17 protein-coding genes are annotated in these 14,653 nt (G+C 72.6%); 10 read left to right on the top strand and 7 right to left on the bottom strand.

Annotated features, from left to right (window positions below; translation table 11 throughout):
- Positions 1-330: 330 nt before the first annotated feature.
- The 3 genes from E1298_RS32620 (at position 331) to E1298_RS32610 (ending at position 2,330) form a co-directional block, all read left to right on the top strand.
- Positions 331-747, top strand: a complete 417-nt coding sequence (locus tag E1298_RS32620) for a Fur family transcriptional regulator (RefSeq protein ID WP_131900143.1) — start codon at positions 331-333, stop codon at positions 745-747.
- A 9-nt stretch (positions 748-756) separates the two neighbouring features.
- On the top strand, positions 757-1,755 hold the full coding sequence (gene ygfZ / locus E1298_RS32615; protein WP_131900141.1) for a CAF17-like 4Fe-4S cluster assembly/insertion protein YgfZ: 999 nt from the start codon (positions 757-759) through the stop codon (positions 1,753-1,755).
- Positions 1,756-1,844: 89 nt separating this feature from the next.
- Positions 1,845-2,330, top strand: coding sequence for a hypothetical protein (locus tag E1298_RS32610; protein ID WP_131900139.1), 486 nt, complete (start codon positions 1,845-1,847; stop codon positions 2,328-2,330).
- 50 nt (positions 2,331-2,380) lie between these two features.
- Here the strand turns inward: E1298_RS32610 and dtd are convergent, their stop codons facing one another.
- The gene (gene dtd, locus E1298_RS32605; protein ID WP_131900137.1) at positions 2,381-2,806 is read right to left on the bottom strand and encodes a D-aminoacyl-tRNA deacylase; all 426 of its coding nucleotides are present in this window, start codon (positions 2,804-2,806) and stop codon (positions 2,381-2,383) included.
- A gap of 20 nt (positions 2,807-2,826) precedes the next feature.
- Here dtd and E1298_RS32600 point away from each other — a divergent pair, with 20 nt between their 5' ends.
- Together E1298_RS32600 and E1298_RS32595 are read left to right on the top strand one after the other, a co-directional pair.
- Entirely contained in the window at positions 2,827-3,654 is an 828-nt protein-coding gene (locus tag E1298_RS32600) for a beta-keto acid cleavage family enzyme (RefSeq protein ID WP_131900135.1), read from the top strand.
- A gap of 84 nt (positions 3,655-3,738) precedes the next feature.
- Positions 3,739-4,704, top strand: coding sequence for an asparaginase (locus tag E1298_RS32595; RefSeq protein WP_131900147.1), 966 nt, complete (start codon positions 3,739-3,741; stop codon positions 4,702-4,704).
- Positions 4,705-4,729: 25 nt separating this feature from the next.
- Here E1298_RS32595 and E1298_RS32590 read toward each other — a convergent pair whose 3' ends face one another.
- The 5 genes from E1298_RS32590 to E1298_RS32570 all read right to left on the bottom strand — a co-directional run bounded on the left by E1298_RS32590 (position 4,730) and on the right by E1298_RS32570 (position 9,205).
- A complete protein-coding gene (locus tag E1298_RS32590; RefSeq protein WP_131900133.1) occupies positions 4,730-4,996 on the bottom strand; it encodes a hypothetical protein in 267 nt (88 codons plus the stop codon).
- A 128-nt stretch (positions 4,997-5,124) separates the two neighbouring features.
- Complete coding sequence (locus E1298_RS32585) at positions 5,125-6,396, bottom strand: CynX/NimT family MFS transporter (RefSeq protein WP_131900131.1); 1,272 nt, start codon at positions 6,394-6,396, stop codon at positions 5,125-5,127.
- Entirely contained in the window at positions 6,396-7,091 is a 696-nt protein-coding gene (locus E1298_RS32580; RefSeq protein WP_207944969.1) for a FadR/GntR family transcriptional regulator, read from the bottom strand. Before E1298_RS32580 ends, E1298_RS32585 begins: the two co-directional genes overlap by 1 nt.
- Before the next feature lie 119 nt (positions 7,092-7,210).
- Positions 7,211-7,432 (bottom strand): hypothetical protein, encoded by a 222-nt coding sequence (locus E1298_RS32575; RefSeq protein ID WP_131900127.1) that lies wholly within the window; start codon positions 7,430-7,432, stop codon positions 7,211-7,213.
- Between the two features lie 72 nt (positions 7,433-7,504).
- On the bottom strand, positions 7,505-9,205 hold the full coding sequence (locus E1298_RS32570; protein ID WP_243725948.1) for a DUF2207 domain-containing protein: 1,701 nt from the start codon (positions 9,203-9,205) through the stop codon (positions 7,505-7,507).
- Positions 9,206-9,283: 78 nt separating this feature from the next.
- Between E1298_RS32570 and E1298_RS32565 the strand changes: the two genes are divergently transcribed.
- From E1298_RS32565 to E1298_RS32550, 4 genes are all read left to right on the top strand, one after another.
- Positions 9,284-10,240: a neutral zinc metallopeptidase gene (locus E1298_RS32565; RefSeq protein WP_131900123.1), complete on the top strand. Its 957-nt coding sequence runs from the start codon at positions 9,284-9,286 to the stop codon at positions 10,238-10,240.
- Positions 10,241-10,340: 100 nt separating this feature from the next.
- Complete coding sequence (locus E1298_RS32560; protein WP_131900121.1) at positions 10,341-10,745, top strand: helix-turn-helix domain-containing protein; 405 nt, start codon at positions 10,341-10,343, stop codon at positions 10,743-10,745.
- Positions 10,742-11,143, top strand: coding sequence for a hypothetical protein (locus tag E1298_RS32555; RefSeq protein WP_243725947.1), 402 nt, complete (start codon positions 10,742-10,744; stop codon positions 11,141-11,143). The genes E1298_RS32560 and E1298_RS32555 overlap by 4 nt, the downstream gene beginning before the upstream one ends.
- 165 nt (positions 11,144-11,308) lie before the next feature.
- Positions 11,309-11,668 carry a DUF2516 family protein gene (locus tag E1298_RS32550; protein WP_279499329.1) on the top strand — a complete coding sequence of 120 codons (360 nt, stop codon included), beginning with the start codon at positions 11,309-11,311 and terminating at the stop codon, positions 11,666-11,668.
- An 8-nt stretch (positions 11,669-11,676) separates the two neighbouring features.
- On the opposite strand, the gene E1298_RS32545 is transcribed toward E1298_RS32550, so the two are convergent.
- Positions 11,677-12,297, bottom strand: coding sequence for a TetR/AcrR family transcriptional regulator (locus tag E1298_RS32545; protein WP_131900119.1), 621 nt, complete (start codon positions 12,295-12,297; stop codon positions 11,677-11,679).
- Positions 12,298-12,368: 71 nt separating this feature from the next.
- Here E1298_RS32545 and E1298_RS32540 point away from each other — a divergent pair.
- The coding region (locus tag E1298_RS32540) for an MMPL family transporter (RefSeq protein ID WP_131900117.1) at positions 12,369-14,653 on the top strand (2,285 nt) is incomplete at its 3' end.

Raw genomic sequence — 14,653 nt, 5'->3', positions numbered from 1 at the left:
GGGGCCGGGCGGGAAAAGTGGCCGGGCATGTGCGGTCCCCGGGCCTTCCCGCGTTGGGCGGGGGATGGACAGGACGGGTCCATCGGCTCCGGGGACCGGGTAACTGCCTGGTTCTCGCCGGTCACCGTTACGACCGGTTGCCGCCGCCGGAGCGGCGGCGCCGAGGCGGTACGGCGACTAGCGGACAGCCACCTCGCGAGTCCTAAGATCAACCATCTCTTGGACCACCTCCTTTCGCGCGTACCCCGCACGTTATGCGAGCCCCGCGAGGACGGGCAAGCGGGTTTTCGGGGATCTCCGTTCGTGACCTCCGGCACATAGACTCGGGGCATGGTCGAGTCGTGGCAGGAGGAGTTGCGGGCGAAGGGGTACCGGGTCACGCCCCAGCGTCAGCTCGTCCTTGAGGCGGTCACCAACCTGGAGCACGGGACCCCTGAGGAGATCTGCACCGAGGTGCAGCGCACGGCCCGCGGCGTCAACATCTCCACGGTGTACCGGACGCTGGAACTGCTGGAGGAGCTGGGGCTCGTCAAGCACGCCCACCTCGGGCACGGGCCGCCCAACTACCATCTTGCGGCGGACGCCGAGCACATCCACCTGGTGTGCCGGGGCTGCCACACGGTCGAGGACGTCGATCCGCGGGCGGCGGCCGGGCTGTCCGGGGTGCTGGAGCGCGACTTCGGCTTCGAGACGGACGTGCACCACCTCACGGTGTACGGGCGATGCAAGGACTGCCGCGCCACATAGTCTGGCTTCATGAGCAGCCCGCTGTTGCAGTCGCCCGGAGCCGTCGCCGCCGATGCGCCCGATCAGGAGGTCGCCGCGCACTACGGGGAGCCGTCGCAGGAGCAACGGGCCCTTGAGGGCGGGACGGCGTTCGTCGACCGGAGCAACCGGGGCGTGGTCAGGGTCTCCGGGCCCGACCGGCTGAGCTGGCTGCACAGCCTGCTGAGCCAGCGGCTGGACGGGCTGCGGCCGTTCGAGCCGACCGAGGCGCTGCTGCTGAGCCCGAACGGGCACATCGAGCACGACCTCTTCCTGGTGGACGACGGCGAGGCCGTCTGGGCGCATGTGGAGCCGGGGACGGCGCCGGGCCTGGTGGGGTTCCTCGACCGGATGCGGTTCATGCTCCGGGTCGAGGTCGCGGACGCGTCCGGGGAGTTCGCGTTGATCACGGGGCCGCCCGGAGGCGGAGGCGCCGGAGGCGGGGGCCTGGCGTGGCCGGACGCGTCCGGTACCGAGACGCGGATCGTCCCGCGCTCGGAGGGGTTCCCGGACGGGCTGAGGCCCGCGGGGCTCTGGGCGTACGAGGCGCTGAGGATCGCCGCGTACCGGCCGCGGTTCGGGATCGACACCGACCACCGGACGATCCCGCACGAGGTGGGCCTGATCGAGACGGCGGTGCACCTGAGCAAGGGCTGCTACCGGGGGCAGGAGACGGTCGCCCGCGTCCACAATCTGGGACGGCCGCCGCGCCGGCTGGTGTTCCTGCACCTGGACGGGAGCGTCGACCGGCTGCCCGCGCAAGGGGATCCCGTCGAGATCCCCGGCGGACGGGCGGTCGGGACCGTCGGATCGTCCGCGCGCCACCATGAGCTCGGGCCGATCGCGCTGGCGCTGGTGAAGCGGAACGTCCCGGTGGACGCGGAGCTGCTGGCGGGCGGGATCGCCGCCGCGCAGGAGGTCGTGGTGTCGCCGGACACGGGCGCGAACGCGCAGATCGATCTTCGGCGGCGTCCGGTGAACCGGGGGTAAATGCGCGGCCTGGAGGGCAGTTGAGGGCGATATTGTCTGATATAGACGATTTCTGCCCGGTCGCCGTCCGGGGAAGGTGGATTCCTACGATGGTCGCGAACCTGGGGAAGGCCGAACCGCCCGCAGCCAGACGGGGCACCCGGCGCCGGCGGCGCCGGGAGTCGGCACTGGTGTGGTGGGCGGTGTTCGCGGCCTTCGCCGTGGCCGCGTGGATGCTGCACTCGTGGCGGGTGGCGCTGCTCGGGCTGCTGGTGTGGTGCCTGTACCAGTTCCTGCTCGTCCCGACGCTGTGCCGGATCGCGACGCGGGAGGGCCACTCGTGCCCGGAACGTGCCAGGGGGCGGCTGTTCGCGTGCGGGCCGGGCCATCAGCGGGTGAAGAACGACGCGCTGTGGCGGCTCGCCGGCCTGCGCAACCCGTTCCGGGCCAAGGGCGACGCCCACCGGGACACGGGCGTGGTGGTCTATTCGCCGCCCGTGCGGGGACGCCTCGCCCCGGCCGACCGCGCCCTCGTCCTGCTGGCCGCCGCCGGGACGATCGTCACCGTGGCGGGGATGGTGTACGGGTTCGGCTGATCACATGTCCACGACTCGGTTCACATGTCCACGACTCACAGGTCCACGACTCACATGTCCACCACGAGGGTGATCGGGCCGTCGTTGACGAGCGCGACCGTCATGTCGGCCCCGAAGACGCCCGTCTCGACCTTGGCGCCGAGCGCCCGGAGCTCGTGCACGACCGCCTCCACCAGCGGCTCGGCGACCGGGCCCGGGGCGGCGGCGGTCCAGGTGGGACGGCGGCCCTTCCGCGCGTCCCCGTACAGGGTGAACTGGCTCACCACGAGCAGCGGCGCGTCCAGGTCGGAGCAGGACTTCTCGTCCTGGAGGATCCGCAGCCCCCAGAGCTTGGCGGCCATCCTGCGGGCCTTTCCCACGTCGTCGTCGTGGGTCACGCCGACCAGGACCATGAGGCCCGGTCCCTCGATCTCTCCCACAACGCGGCCCCCGACGGACACGCTCGCCTGGCTCACCCTCTGGACTACGGCACGCATGACCATGCATTCTGCCGCGTATGGGAGCAACGACGCTCATCACGGTGGCGCCCACCGGCGCGGAGTCCGCCAAGGCGGATGTCCCGGCCCTGCCCGTCACCCTCGATGAACTGGTCCAGACGGCCAAAGAGTGCGAGGCGGCCGGCGCGGCCGTCGTCCACGTGCACATACGCGACGACGACGCGCGGCCGACGCTCGACCTGGGCCGGCTGCGGGAGACGGTCCGGGCGCTGCGGGACGGCACGGGGCTGATCGTCCAGCTGTCCACGGGGGGAGCGGTCACCGACCCGTACGAGGACCGGCTGCGCGTCCTGGAGGCCGAGCCCGACATGTGCTCGCTCACCTGCGGGACGGTCAACTTCGGCGCCGACGTGTTCATGAACCCGTGGCCGTTCATGGTGGAGCTGTACCAGCGGACGCGGGAGCTGGAGATCGTCCCGGAGTTCGAGCTGTTCGACCTCGGGCAGGTCGCGGCGCTGCACCGCCTCCTGGACAAGCACGGCCTCCCGTACGGCGGCCACGTCCACTGCGACCTCGTCATGGGCGTGCCGGGCGGTATGCCGGGGGACGCCAGGACGCTCGTCGCCGCCGTCGAGGCGCTCCCGGACGGGGCGACCTGGTCGGCCACCGGCGTCGGCCGGACGACGCTGCCCGTGCTGTTCGCCGCGCTGTCGGCCGGCGGGCACCTGCGGGTCGGCATGGAGGACACCGTCACCTTCGCCAAGGGACGTCCCGTCGCCGCGAACGCCGAGCTGGTCGAGCGGGCCGCCGCGGCCGCCGCCCTCGCCCAGCGTCCGCCGATGGCGGCGGCCGACGCCCGCGCCCTGCTGGGGGTCAAGGCCCGCTGAGACCGGCCCGTCCCGGAGCGTCCCGCGGGTGCGGGGCGCCCGGACGGGCGTGTGCGTGGATCACTGGGGAAGGACAGGAGCATGATGGAGATCAATCCCGTCCTGGTGGAGGTCGAGCGCTCCGGCTTCGTGGAGTCCCGCCATCGCGGGGCCGCGGTGGGGCTCGCGGCCGACGGTTCGGTGGCCGTCCGGGCGGGGACGCCCGAGGAACCGATCTTCCCCCGCTCGGCCAACAAGCCGATGCAGGCCGTCGCCATGCTCCGCGCGGGCCTCGACCTGGACGGGGAGCTGCTCGCGCTCGCCGCGGGCAGCCACTCCGGCGAGGACTTCCATGTCGAGGGCGCGGAGAAGATCCTGGCCGGGGCCGGGCTCGGCGCCGCCGACCTGCGCTGCCCGGAGCAGTGGCCGCTGGACCTTGAGGTCGTGCGGACCGGCGGCGGGCGGTCCCGGCTGCGCATGAACTGCTCCGGCAAGCACGCCGCCATGCTCGCCACGTGCGTCGCGTCCGGCTGGCCCACCGCCACCTATCTGGACGCGCACCATCCGCTGCAGCTCGGCGTCCGCAAGGCCGTGGAGGACCTCGCGGGCGAGCGGCCCGCCGCGGTCGGCGTCGACGGCTGCGGCGCACCGCTGTTCGCGGTGTCCACGGGCGGGGTCGCGCGCGCGTTCCGCGCCCTCGTCCTGGCCGAGCCGGGCACTCCCGAACGCCGCGTCGCCGACGCCATGCGCGCCCACCCGCACTGGACGTCCGGGACGCGGCGCGAGGAGCGGCGGCTGATGGACGCCGTCCCCGGCCTGCTGGTCAAGTGCGGCGCCGAGGGCGTGGACGCGTTCGCGTTCGCCGACGGCCGCGCCGGTGCCGTCAAGATCGACGACGGGGCGATGCGGGCGCGGACACCGGTGACCGTCGCCCTGCTGCGCGCCCTCGGCCTCGCCGAGACCCCGGGCGCCGACACCGCGTCCCTGGAGGAGCTGTCGGTGGTGGACCTGCGCGGCGGCGAGGACGTGGTCGGCGCCATCCGTCCGGCCCCGGGGGTGTTCGCGTCCTGAGGGCGCCTACCGGTCGACAGGCCGGCTACTGGTCGACGTCGTCGTTGTACTTGACCTCGCCCGGCGGGTAGCTGTGCGAGTACATGCCAGGCGTGTACTCGTAGAAGCCGCCCTGCTCGGCGCCTCGGTGGTTGTGCTGGTCGTTCCTGCGCTGGGGATGCAGCTTCCTGGACGACGCCTGCGTGAGCATGGGGAGCCGCGCCACCAGCGCGATGACCGCCGCGATCGGGAGCAGCCAGAGCCCGATCATGGCTCCACGGGGGGCCGTGTTGGCCAGGACTGCCGCGAGCATCCGTTCCACCTCCGCGTTGGCGCGCTGACGTCTTGCCCAGGGTTCTGTGCCCAGAATCGGCCGGTTATGTCCCCTTCTCCCGAAATTTTGCGGCAAGCCGGAAAGGGTTTGCCCGAGGCGTGGCGCGCTCACCTCAGGACGGGCGCTTCGCCGGCCTCCTCGGCGGGCGAGGGCGAGCCGATCAGCCGGTTCCGTCCGGCGGCCAGGCCGGGGACGGTCATGATCCCGGCGATGGCCAGCACCCCGATCATCGGAACGGTCCAACCACCGGTGGCGTCATGCAGCGCACCGATCCCCAGAGGTCCGAGCGCCGCGATGACGTAGCCGACGCCCTGCGCCATCCCCGACAGCTGCGCGGCGACCGGGGCGTCGTGGGCGCGGAGCCCGATGAACGACAGCGCGGTGGCGAACCCGAGGCCCTGGCCGAGGCCCAGCACGACCGTCCAGCCCCAGACCGAGCCGATCGGCGCCCAGGTGACCCCGGCGAAGCCCACCAGGGTCAGCGCGGCCGTGGCGACCACGAGCGGACGCTGGTCGCGCATCCGCCGTCCGAGCAGCGGGACGGCCAGCGACCCCACCGCCTGGACGGCCGACGCCAGGGCCAGCACGTACCCGGCGGGCGCCTCGGCCATCCCGCGGTCCTGGCAGATCGTCGGGAGCCAGCCGAGCGTCACGTACGCCAGCAGCGACTGCAGGCCCATGAACACGGTGACCTGCCAGGCCAGACCGGCCCGCCACACCTGCGCGGCGACCTCGCGCGACCCGGCGGCGGCCGGGACCCCGCGCGCCGCCCGCGCGGCCCGCAGCGCCTTCGGCAGCCAGATCGCCCCCGCGACCGCCGCGGGCACCGCCAGCAGCCCGAGCGGCAGCCGCCACGACGCGTCGAACGCGTCCTCGACGGGAACGGCGAGCCCGGACGACGCCGACGCGCCGACGGTCACCGCCACCGTGTAGACGGCGGTCACCGTCGTGATCGAGTTCGGATGGTCCCGCTTGATGATCGTGGGCATCGCGATGTTGCCGACGCTGATCGCGATCCCCGCGACCAGCGAGCCCGCGAACAGGAAGAACGGCGCGTCCAGCAGCCGCAGCACCAGCCCCACGACCAGCAGCCCCATCGCGGTCACCAGCAGCGTCTCGCTGCGCGGCGCGCGTTTCAGCAAGGGCGCGAGCAGCCCGTACGCGCCGAAGAACACCAGCGGCAGCGTAGTGAGCGCCCCCGCCGCCGTCCCGGACAGCTGGAAGCCCTCGCGGATCTCCGTCAGCACCGGCCCGACCGCCGCGATCGCCGGCCGCAGGTTGACGGCGACGATGACGATCAGCACCAGCCCGCCGACCAGCGCCGCCCGTCCGGTCGCGCGGGGCGCGTCCTCCGCGCCCGCCTCGGCGCGCCGCCCCATCAAGCCGCACCCCCGCCCGCCGGGGACGCGCCGGGCTCAAGCCCGGTGTCGGTGGGCGCCTCTCCGACGAGACCCTCCAGGATGGCCAGGGTCGGCTGGACGACCGCGGCGGCCGCGCGGGCGGCGCCGTCGGGATCGCCCGCCGCGATGGCGTCCAGCACCGCGCGATGCGCGGCCGGACCGGCCTCGGGGACCTCGTGGTCGAGCCTGATCGTCCGCATCGACTCGTGCAGGCGGTGGATGAAGAAGCGCATCGCCTCGATCAGGACGGGGTTGCGCGTGGCCTCGGCGACGCCCAGGTGGAAGCGCGCGTCGGCGGCGCCGAACTCGTCCGCCTCGGTCGCCTCGTCGCGGGCGCGCAGCAGTTCCTCCAGTCGCGCCAGGTCGGCGCCGGTGCGGCGCCGGGCGGCGAGGCGCGCCGCCTGCACGTCGTAGGCGAGCTGGACCTCGAACACGTCCCGGGCGGTCGCGCGCGTCACCCGCCGCAGCAGCGGGCGCGGGTCGCCGCTGCTGCGCACGTACGTCCCGTCCCCGCGCCGCACCTCCAGCACGCCGACGTGCGAGAGCGCCCGGATCGCCTCCCGGACCGCCGGACGGCTCACGCCGAGCTGCGCCGCCAGGTCGAGCTCGGCGGGAATGCGCTCGCCCACCGGCCAGGAACCGCCGCTGACCTGCGCCTGAAGCTGATCGAGCACGGCATCGACGGTCGATCCGCCGGGAACCGGACTGAGTGCCACCATGACCTCCAAGTAAGACGTCAGACATCTTACTTGTGGTCCCGTCCATCATTCAGGCGGCCCGTCGTGCGCCGAGGTCAGCGGGGGTCGCGGCGGTTGCGCTGGGACGGGCTGCCCTGGACGACCCCGCCCTGGACGGGGCCCCGGTGGGGCGACCCGTCGTCACGGTCCCGGGGACGGGTGCGCCTGCGCGAGGCCCGCAGCGTCATCGTGAGCCAGATGGCGAGGGCGAGGGCCACGACGATCGGCCCGATGATCCACAGGTACGGATCGCCCACCATGCCTTTGTCGGCGAGCATGCGGTGACACCTCCTCGCCACCGCCCTTACCCGAGGTCAGGGGTTCAACCACGACCTGTGCGGAGAGGCCGGTCACAGCCCTCGCGACTGGGAGATGGAACCCGAGGTGGTCAGCGTGAACACCCGCATCGACTCGGCGAACTTGGACAGGTCCCACTCGGCGGGGCCCTCGTACCAGTAGAGGTTGTCGGCGCCCTCGGCCCGTTCGCCCGCGTCCTTGACGGTCTCGGCCCACTGGGCGACGAGGTTGAACACGACCGCGTACGGCAGGAAGCGCGAGAACAGGGCGATGCGCTGGACGGAGGCCATCGGCTCCCCGTCCGGGAGGGCGCCGCGCTCCAGGAAGGCGCGGAACCCGATGGTGTGGGCGAGGACGGTCGCGCCGCGCGCGGTCTTGGCGGGCATGTACTGGCCGCCGTAGGCGAGGGCGGCGCCCGCGATGATCACGGCGAGCCCGGCGAGCGCCCATTCGGTGGTGATCGCGAGCGCGACGGTCCCGGCGATGCCGAGGACGGTCAGGGCGAGCCCGGCGACCGTCCAGCGGGACCGGACGGTGTCCGGGCGGCGGGCGAACCAGCCCTGCTGGACCACGTCGTCGTACATCGCGGAGCGGACCTGGGCGAGCCGGGTGGCGAACGTCCCGCCGAGCTCGGACAGCTTGACCGCGGCGAGGCCGGTGCCGCCCGGCCCGGTGAGCAGGGCGTCGAGCAGGATCCGCTCGTAGGGGAGCAAATCGACCATGGGGCGGTCGAGGCGGCGGAGCGTCCAGTCGAGGCGTCCGGTGACGGCCCGGTCCTCCTCCTCGATCAGCAGGTAGCCGCGCACGGCGAGGTCGACGATCGTGGCGGTGACGTCGATGACGTCGGCCTGCTCGTCGATGAGCGTGCCGATCTGGCCGGGGCGGACACCGTCCGGCGGCTCGAACTCGCTGCCGGACACCGGGGCATGGTCGCCCTCGGCCGCCTTCTTGCCGACGACCCGGGCGTCCCGTCCGCGCAGCAGGTAGAGACCGCCGAGGCCGCCGCCCAGCAGCACCAGCAGGCCGAGGAGCGCGCTTGCCGTGACGGCGTTGACGGAGAACGCGGTCGCGGCGTTGTGGCGCCGCTCGTAGAGGGGGCGGCCACCGGTCGTCCCGGCCGGGAAGCCCGCGACGACGGTCATGTACTCGCCGGCCAGCATCTGCTGCTGGCTGTAGACGCCCCGCGTGTGCGTATGGTTGGTGTAGTACTGCGTGCAGCCGATGGTGCTTCTCAGCGGACCGGCGAAGCAGTTGACGTTGCGGATCGGGCCGCCGCCGACGGACGCGCGCGCCTCGTCCACCGGGACCTTCCAGCCGCCGACCACCGGCCAGCGCAGCTCCTCGACGGAGCCCACCGTGTCGATCGCGCCGCGCAGGTCGTACTCCAGGACGATCGTGCGCCGCCCGGTCAGGTTCTGGCCGCCCGTCACCTTGACGGTGGTCTGGGTGTCCCCGCTCGTGGCGGAGACCTTCGTCGGGCCGCCGTCCGGGCTGGTGGCGCGCAGGTTGCCGAGCTTGTAGACGCGGTCCCGGGTGACGGTGTCGTGGGTCCGGGTCGGGAACGTCCGCTCGAAGCCCCGGCGCCCCGCGAACTGGTAGACGATCGTCTCCCTCACCTTGGCCAGGCCACCCGGGCCGGCGGTGAGGACGACGTCGTCCTTGAGGACACGCTCCGCCGCGACGTCGCCCTGGTCAGCCGCCGAGGCGGTCGCGGACAGGGGGAGGAGGGCGGCGGCCGACACCGTCAGGGCCACCGGTCGCAAGCGACACAACGCCGCAAGAGCAGACATGGCCGCAAATCGTAGCGGGAACGCGTGCGATGATTCTTCGCTATGGCAGGTCACCACCCCCCGCCGGCCCCGGCACCGCCGTACGGCGCGCCTGCCCACGGACCGCCGCAGTACCGGTACGCCCCGCCGCGCAGGCCGCCCCGGCGCACCGCGGGCGGGACGGTCGCGGGCATCATCGGCGGGCTCGCGGCGCTCGGCGTGCTCGCCATCCTGGGGTTCTCGGTGTTCGGCGCCAACGGCGGCATCGGCTCCCGGACGGGCTCCGCCTACGGCGGGACGGCCACCCGCGCGACCGCCACCGACAACAAGCTCTACACCTCGGGCCCGCTCACCCCGGCGCGGTGCTCGCTGCCCCCGATCGGCCCGACCGCCGCGTCGATGCGCCGCTTCATGGACGCGCTGAGCGGCTGCCTGGACGCCTCGTGGAGCAGGCAGTTCCGCAAGATCGACGTCCGGTTCGACCCGCCGAAGCGCGTCTTCTGGCAGGAGCCCGGGCGCAGCCCGTGCGGCACCTACCCGAGCCCGGGCGCGTCGGCGTTCTACTGCCCGGTCAATAACACGATGTACGTGGGGCTGCGGCACATCGTGGAGACGTCCGGCGGTGAGCCGCTGACGCACTTCGCGGTGTTCGCCCGCGTCATCGCGCACGAGTACGGGCACCACGTCCAGGACCGCGCGGGGATCCTCGTCTACGGGCACCAGGAGATGGAGAAGGCCGACGTCGCGACCCGGACGCAGGCCAGCCGCCGCATCGAGCTCCAGGCGCAGTGCTTCGCGGGCGCCTTCCTCGGCGCGGAACGCTCCACCCTCCCGATGACCCGCGAGCAGTACGTCGCGATGATCCTGGACGTCCGCGGACGGGGCGACGAGCGCCTGCCGCCCGACCAGCGCGACCACGGCTCGGGCCGCAGCTACGCGGGCTGGGTGGTCAAGGGCTTCAAGGGCCGCGGCCTGGCCGCCTGCAACACCTGGACCGTCCCCGCCTCAGAGGTCAGCTGACCCCCACACGCCGCCATCGCGGACGGGTGTGAGGGGTATCACCGGGGGGTGCTAGCTGATGTGCTTGCAATAGCAAGCACTCATGACGCAAGGTGGGGACATGGCAGGTTCCAAGGTCGGCTCCATCGGGGAGTACATCCGGGAGCAGCGGACGCGGGCGAAGATCTCGCTGCGCCAGCTCGCGGACGTGTCGGGCATCTCCAACCCCTACCTGAGCCAGGTAGAGCGCGGGCTGCGCAAGCCGAGCGCCGAGATCCTCCAGCAGATCGCCAAGGGGCTGCGGATCTCCGCCGAGGCGCTGTACGTGCAGGCCGGGATCCTGGAGGACCGCGAGGCCGATACGGACGTGCAGGCCGCCGTCCGGGCCGACCTGCTCCTCACCGAACGGCAGAAGCAGGTGTTGCTCGACATCTACGCGTCGTTCCTCAAGGAGAACGAAGCCACCGGAGTGCTCGACCACGAGCACGAGACGCACGAGCAGAATGGAAAGGAAGAGGTCGGATGACGCTGGCCAGCACCCTCCGCGAGAACAAGGCCGTCTACACGGTGGCCGGTGCCGGCGACTTGGCGGTGGAGAAGCTCCGTGAGGTCCCCGAGGCCGTCGACCGCTACCGCGGGCAGGTCCGCGAGACGGTGGACCGCTACCGCGGCGAGGTCCGGGAGAACGTGACCAGGGCGCAGGAAAGGGTCGAGGTCAAGGACCTGCCCGGCGCCGCGGTCGCCTACGTGACCCACGTCGGCACCCGGACGGTCGAGTTCATCGACGAGCTCGCCGAGCGCGGCAGGAAGGTCGTGCACCGCGAGGCCGCCGAGGTCGCCGAGATCACCGAGGCCAAGCCGGCCCCCGGCACCCGCGCCGCGCAGCCGAAGGCCCGGGGCACCGCGAAGAAGAACGACGCCTGAGGCGGACGGGCCCGGCCGGGGGAACCCCTGGCCGGGCCCTCTCGTCTTCCTGGACGACGGTGTCTTCCCCCGCCCCGGGTGGACAAGCCGAATAGGGTTGGCACAGTGATCCCGTGTGCGCGACGTGGAGTCGCCGTCCGAGACAGGCAGGAGCGCTGATCGCCGGTGGCCGACTTCAATGTGCTGGACTACTTCTTCTGGCTTCTCCTGCTCATCGCCTTCGTGATGGAGATCTGGGCCCTGGTGGACGCCCTGACCGTCCCCCAGGGCGCGTTCGCGGCGGCGAGCAAGCAGAGCAAGAAGCTCTGGATGATCATCCTGATCGTGGCCACCGTGCTCGGCCTCGCCCACGTGGCCGCGCCGGCCTACGGGATCAGGCCGATCGGGCTGCTGCTCGGCATCCTGCCGGTCGCCGCGTTCATCGCGGCCGCCGTCTACCTCGCCGACGTCCGCCCGGCGGTCGCCCCGTACAAGAAGCGCAACGGCGGCCGCGGCGGCTCCTCAGGCCCCTACGGCCCCTGGTAGCGGCCTTGTCAGCACGGGCGGGTGAGGGCCTCGACGGACGAGAGGCCGCGTTCGACGATGTCCACCGCGCGGTCGAGGGCCGTCCGCATCGAGAGCGGGTCGTAGCCGTGCCGCCGGCAGTGGACGATCACCGCCTGCATCCCGCCGACCGCGACGCCCGAGGCGGCCACGGCGTCGATCTCCCCGATGTCGGGGCACACTTCCCGTAGCAGGGCTTCGATCGTCTCTTGGGTGTCGGTCAGCCGCTGGAGCGCGCGCGCCTGAAGGCCGGGGCGTTCCAGGATCAGGGCGATCTGGACGGGCCCGTACTCGCCGTGCTCGCTGACGATCGCCCACAGCACGTCCGCGAGGCACATCCGGATCGTCTCCAGGGGCGATCGGCCGGGCGCGACCTCGGCCAGGCGTTCGGCGACCTCGGCGAGCCGGTCGTCCACCTCGGCGAAGACCACGTCCTCCTTGCTCGGGAAGTAGCTGAAGAACGTGCGGGGGGACACGTCGGCCGCGGCGGCGATGTCGGCGACCGTCGTCTCCTCGTAGCCGTGCTCGGCGAACAGCCGGAGGGCGGCGGTGGCGAGCGCGTGCCGGGTGCGGCGCTTCTTGCGCTCGCGCAGGCCGTTCCGCTCGTCCATGTGACGCACGTTACCACGATTGCAAAGTTGCACTATTGCAAAACTGCAGATATGCATGATTTCCTGCGATCATGGCGCGATTCCTGGACGCACTGGGGCGTTTCTGCGCGCGGAGGCGGCGCGCGGTCTTCGAGGTGTGGTTCGTCGCCATGCTGGGCGCCGGGGTCCTCGGCGTCGTCCACGGGGGGATGTTCGTCCAGCAGAGCACGCTGCCCGGCACCGAGACCCAGCGCGCGATCGACACCCTGCGGCAGGACTTCCCGGCGCTGACCGGGCCGACCGCGACCGTCGTGTTCCACTCCACCCGCGACGTGCGCCCGGGGGACTGGCGGGTCGCCCTCGCGGTCGGGCGGTCGATCGAGAACATCACCGGGCTCGACCGCGTAGCGTTCGCCGAGAACCCCTACGCCCAGGGCATGGGCGGGATGAAGAACCACGAGGCCGTGGTCGTCCGGCTCAACTTCACCGGGACGATGGGCGACGTCGGCCCCGGCGACCTCGACAAGCTGAACGACGCCGTGGAGCCCGCGCGGATGGCCGGGCTCGACGTGCGGTTCGGCGGCATCACCGCGATGATCCTCAACCAGCCGAAGGGCGGCCCGCAGGAGGGCGCCGGGATCATGCTCGCCCTGCTGGTGCTGCTGCTCGCCTTCGGCTCGTTCCTCGCGGCCGGCATCCCGATCCTGGTGTCGCTGTGCGGCATGGTCGTCGCGTACTCGCTGATCCACTTCTCGGCGTCCCTGTTCGAGGTGCACCCGACCGCGCCGATGGTCGCGGCGATGCTCGGCATCGGCGCGGGCATCGACTACGCGCTGTTCGTCGTCACCCGCTACCGGCAGCAGCTCGCCGCGGGCGACGATGTGGAGACGGCGGTCGGCCGCGCGATGGCGCACTCGGGCCACGCGGTCGTCTTCGCCGGCGGGACGGTCGTCTTCGCGATCTGCGGGCTGTTCCTGTCCGGGATCGAGTTCATCGGACGGATCGGGCTGGCCGCCGCCCTCACCGTCGCGATCATGGTGCTGGCCGCGCTGACCCTGCTGCCCGCCGTCCTCGGCGCCCTGGGCGACCGCATCGACCGGTACCGGCTGCCCCGCGTCCGCCCCGACCGCGGCTCGCGGCGCTGGACGACCTGGGGCCGCCACGTGGACCGGCACGCCTGGCCGTACGCGGTCGCCGCGACCCTGATCCTGCTCGTGCTCGCCGTCCCGACGCTCAGCCTGCGGTTCGGCGTGATGTCCGACAGCACGTCGTCGCGCTCGATGGAGGCGCGGCAGGCGTACGACGTGGTGGCCCGCGAGTTCGGCGCCGGGCACTACAGCCCGTTCGTCATCGTGGCGAAGGTCCCGGGGCCCGAGCAGCGGATCAGGTCCAAGGCCCAGGCCGGCAAGAAGGACGAGCCGAAGGCGCCCACCGTCAAAGGCCCTCAGGGCCTGACCGGCATCACCGGCCCGCACGTCCCGGCGCCCGCCCCGTCCAAGCCCGCGGACCCGGGCGCGCCCCGCGTCAAGGGCGCCCCCGACCTCACCAAGAAGCCCGACAAGCGCGCCGTCCGCATGGCGCAGGAGCTGCGGCAGCGCGTCACCGAGGTCCCGGGCGTCGCCTATGTCGCCGAGCCGGTGGTGACGGGCACGACCGCGATCCTCCAGGTCGTCCCGCGCGACGCCCCGCACGTCCAGGCGACCACCGACCTCGTCCACCGGCTGCGCGGCACCGAGATCCCCGCCGTCCGGGACGCGCACCCCGGCTCGCGGGTCTACCTCGGCGGCGAGAACCCCGCCATCATCGACCTCGCCGACACGGTCGGGGACCGGATGCCCACCGTCGTGACCGCCGTCGTCGGCGTCGCGCTCCTGCTCCTGGTCGTCGCGTTCCGCTCGATCATCGTCCCGGTGAAGGCCGCGCTGATGAACCTGCTGTCGATCGGCGCCTCGTTCGGCGTGGTCACGGCCGTGTTCCAGTGGGGCTGGGGCGTCCGGCTGCTCGGCGTGGACCAGGCCATCCCGATCATGTCGTTCGTCCCGCTGTTCATGTTCGCCCTGATCTTCGGCCTGTCCATGGACTACGAGGTCTTCCTGCTATCGCGGATCAAGGAGGAGTACGAGCGGACGGGCGACCCGCACGAGAGCGTGGTGACCGGCATCGGCGCCACCGCCCGCCTCATCACCTCCGCCGCCCTCATCATGATCTTCGTGTTCGGCAGCTTCGTCCCGCAGCCCGACCCGACGGTCAAGATGATGGCCCTCGGCCTGGCCGTGGCGGTCGCCGTCGACGCCACGATCGTCCGCCTCGTCCTCGTCCCGGCCCTGATGAGCCTGCTCGGCCACGCGAACTGGTGGTGGCCCGGCCGCCCCCGCCC

The organism is Actinomadura rubrisoli (assembly GCF_004349215.1).
Taxonomy (GTDB): domain Bacteria; phylum Actinomycetota; class Actinomycetes; order Streptosporangiales; family Streptosporangiaceae; genus Spirillospora; species Spirillospora rubrisoli.
Note: the sequence above shows the minus strand (reverse complement) of the source record. Positions and strands in the feature narration are given on the sequence as shown.

Excerpts from the sequence above, each read along its gene's own strand:
- E1298_RS32560 (WP_131900121.1), top strand. The coding sequence starts at position 10,341 with ATGGCAGGTTCCAAGGTCGGCTCCATCGGGGAGTACATCCGGGAGCAG.
- E1298_RS32590 (WP_131900133.1), bottom strand. The coding sequence starts at position 4,996 with ATGCTCGCGGCAGTCCTGGCCAACACGGCCCCCCGTGGAGCCATGATC.
- E1298_RS32595 (WP_131900147.1), top strand. The coding sequence starts at position 3,739 with ATGGAGATCAATCCCGTCCTGGTGGAGGTCGAGCGCTCCGGCTTCGTG.
- E1298_RS32600 (WP_131900135.1), top strand. The coding sequence starts at position 2,827 with ATGGGAGCAACGACGCTCATCACGGTGGCGCCCACCGGCGCGGAGTCC.
- E1298_RS32575 (WP_131900127.1), bottom strand. The coding sequence starts at position 7,432 with ATGCTCGCCGACAAAGGCATGGTGGGCGATCCGTACCTGTGGATCATC.
- E1298_RS32585 (WP_131900131.1), bottom strand. The coding sequence starts at position 6,396 with ATGGGGCGGCGCGCCGAGGCGGGCGCGGAGGACGCGCCCCGCGCGACC.
- dtd (WP_131900137.1), bottom strand. The coding sequence starts at position 2,806 with ATGCGTGCCGTAGTCCAGAGGGTGAGCCAGGCGAGCGTGTCCGTCGGG.
- ygfZ (WP_131900141.1), top strand. The coding sequence starts at position 757 with ATGAGCAGCCCGCTGTTGCAGTCGCCCGGAGCCGTCGCCGCCGATGCG.
- E1298_RS32565 (WP_131900123.1), top strand. The coding sequence starts at position 9,284 with ATGGCAGGTCACCACCCCCCGCCGGCCCCGGCACCGCCGTACGGCGCG.
- E1298_RS32555 (WP_243725947.1), top strand. The coding sequence starts at position 10,742 with ATGACGCTGGCCAGCACCCTCCGCGAGAACAAGGCCGTCTACACGGTG.
- E1298_RS32620 (WP_131900143.1), top strand. The coding sequence starts at position 331 with ATGGTCGAGTCGTGGCAGGAGGAGTTGCGGGCGAAGGGGTACCGGGTC.
- E1298_RS32610 (WP_131900139.1), top strand. The coding sequence starts at position 1,845 with ATGGTCGCGAACCTGGGGAAGGCCGAACCGCCCGCAGCCAGACGGGGC.
- E1298_RS32545 (WP_131900119.1), bottom strand. The coding sequence starts at position 12,297 with ATGGACGAGCGGAACGGCCTGCGCGAGCGCAAGAAGCGCCGCACCCGG.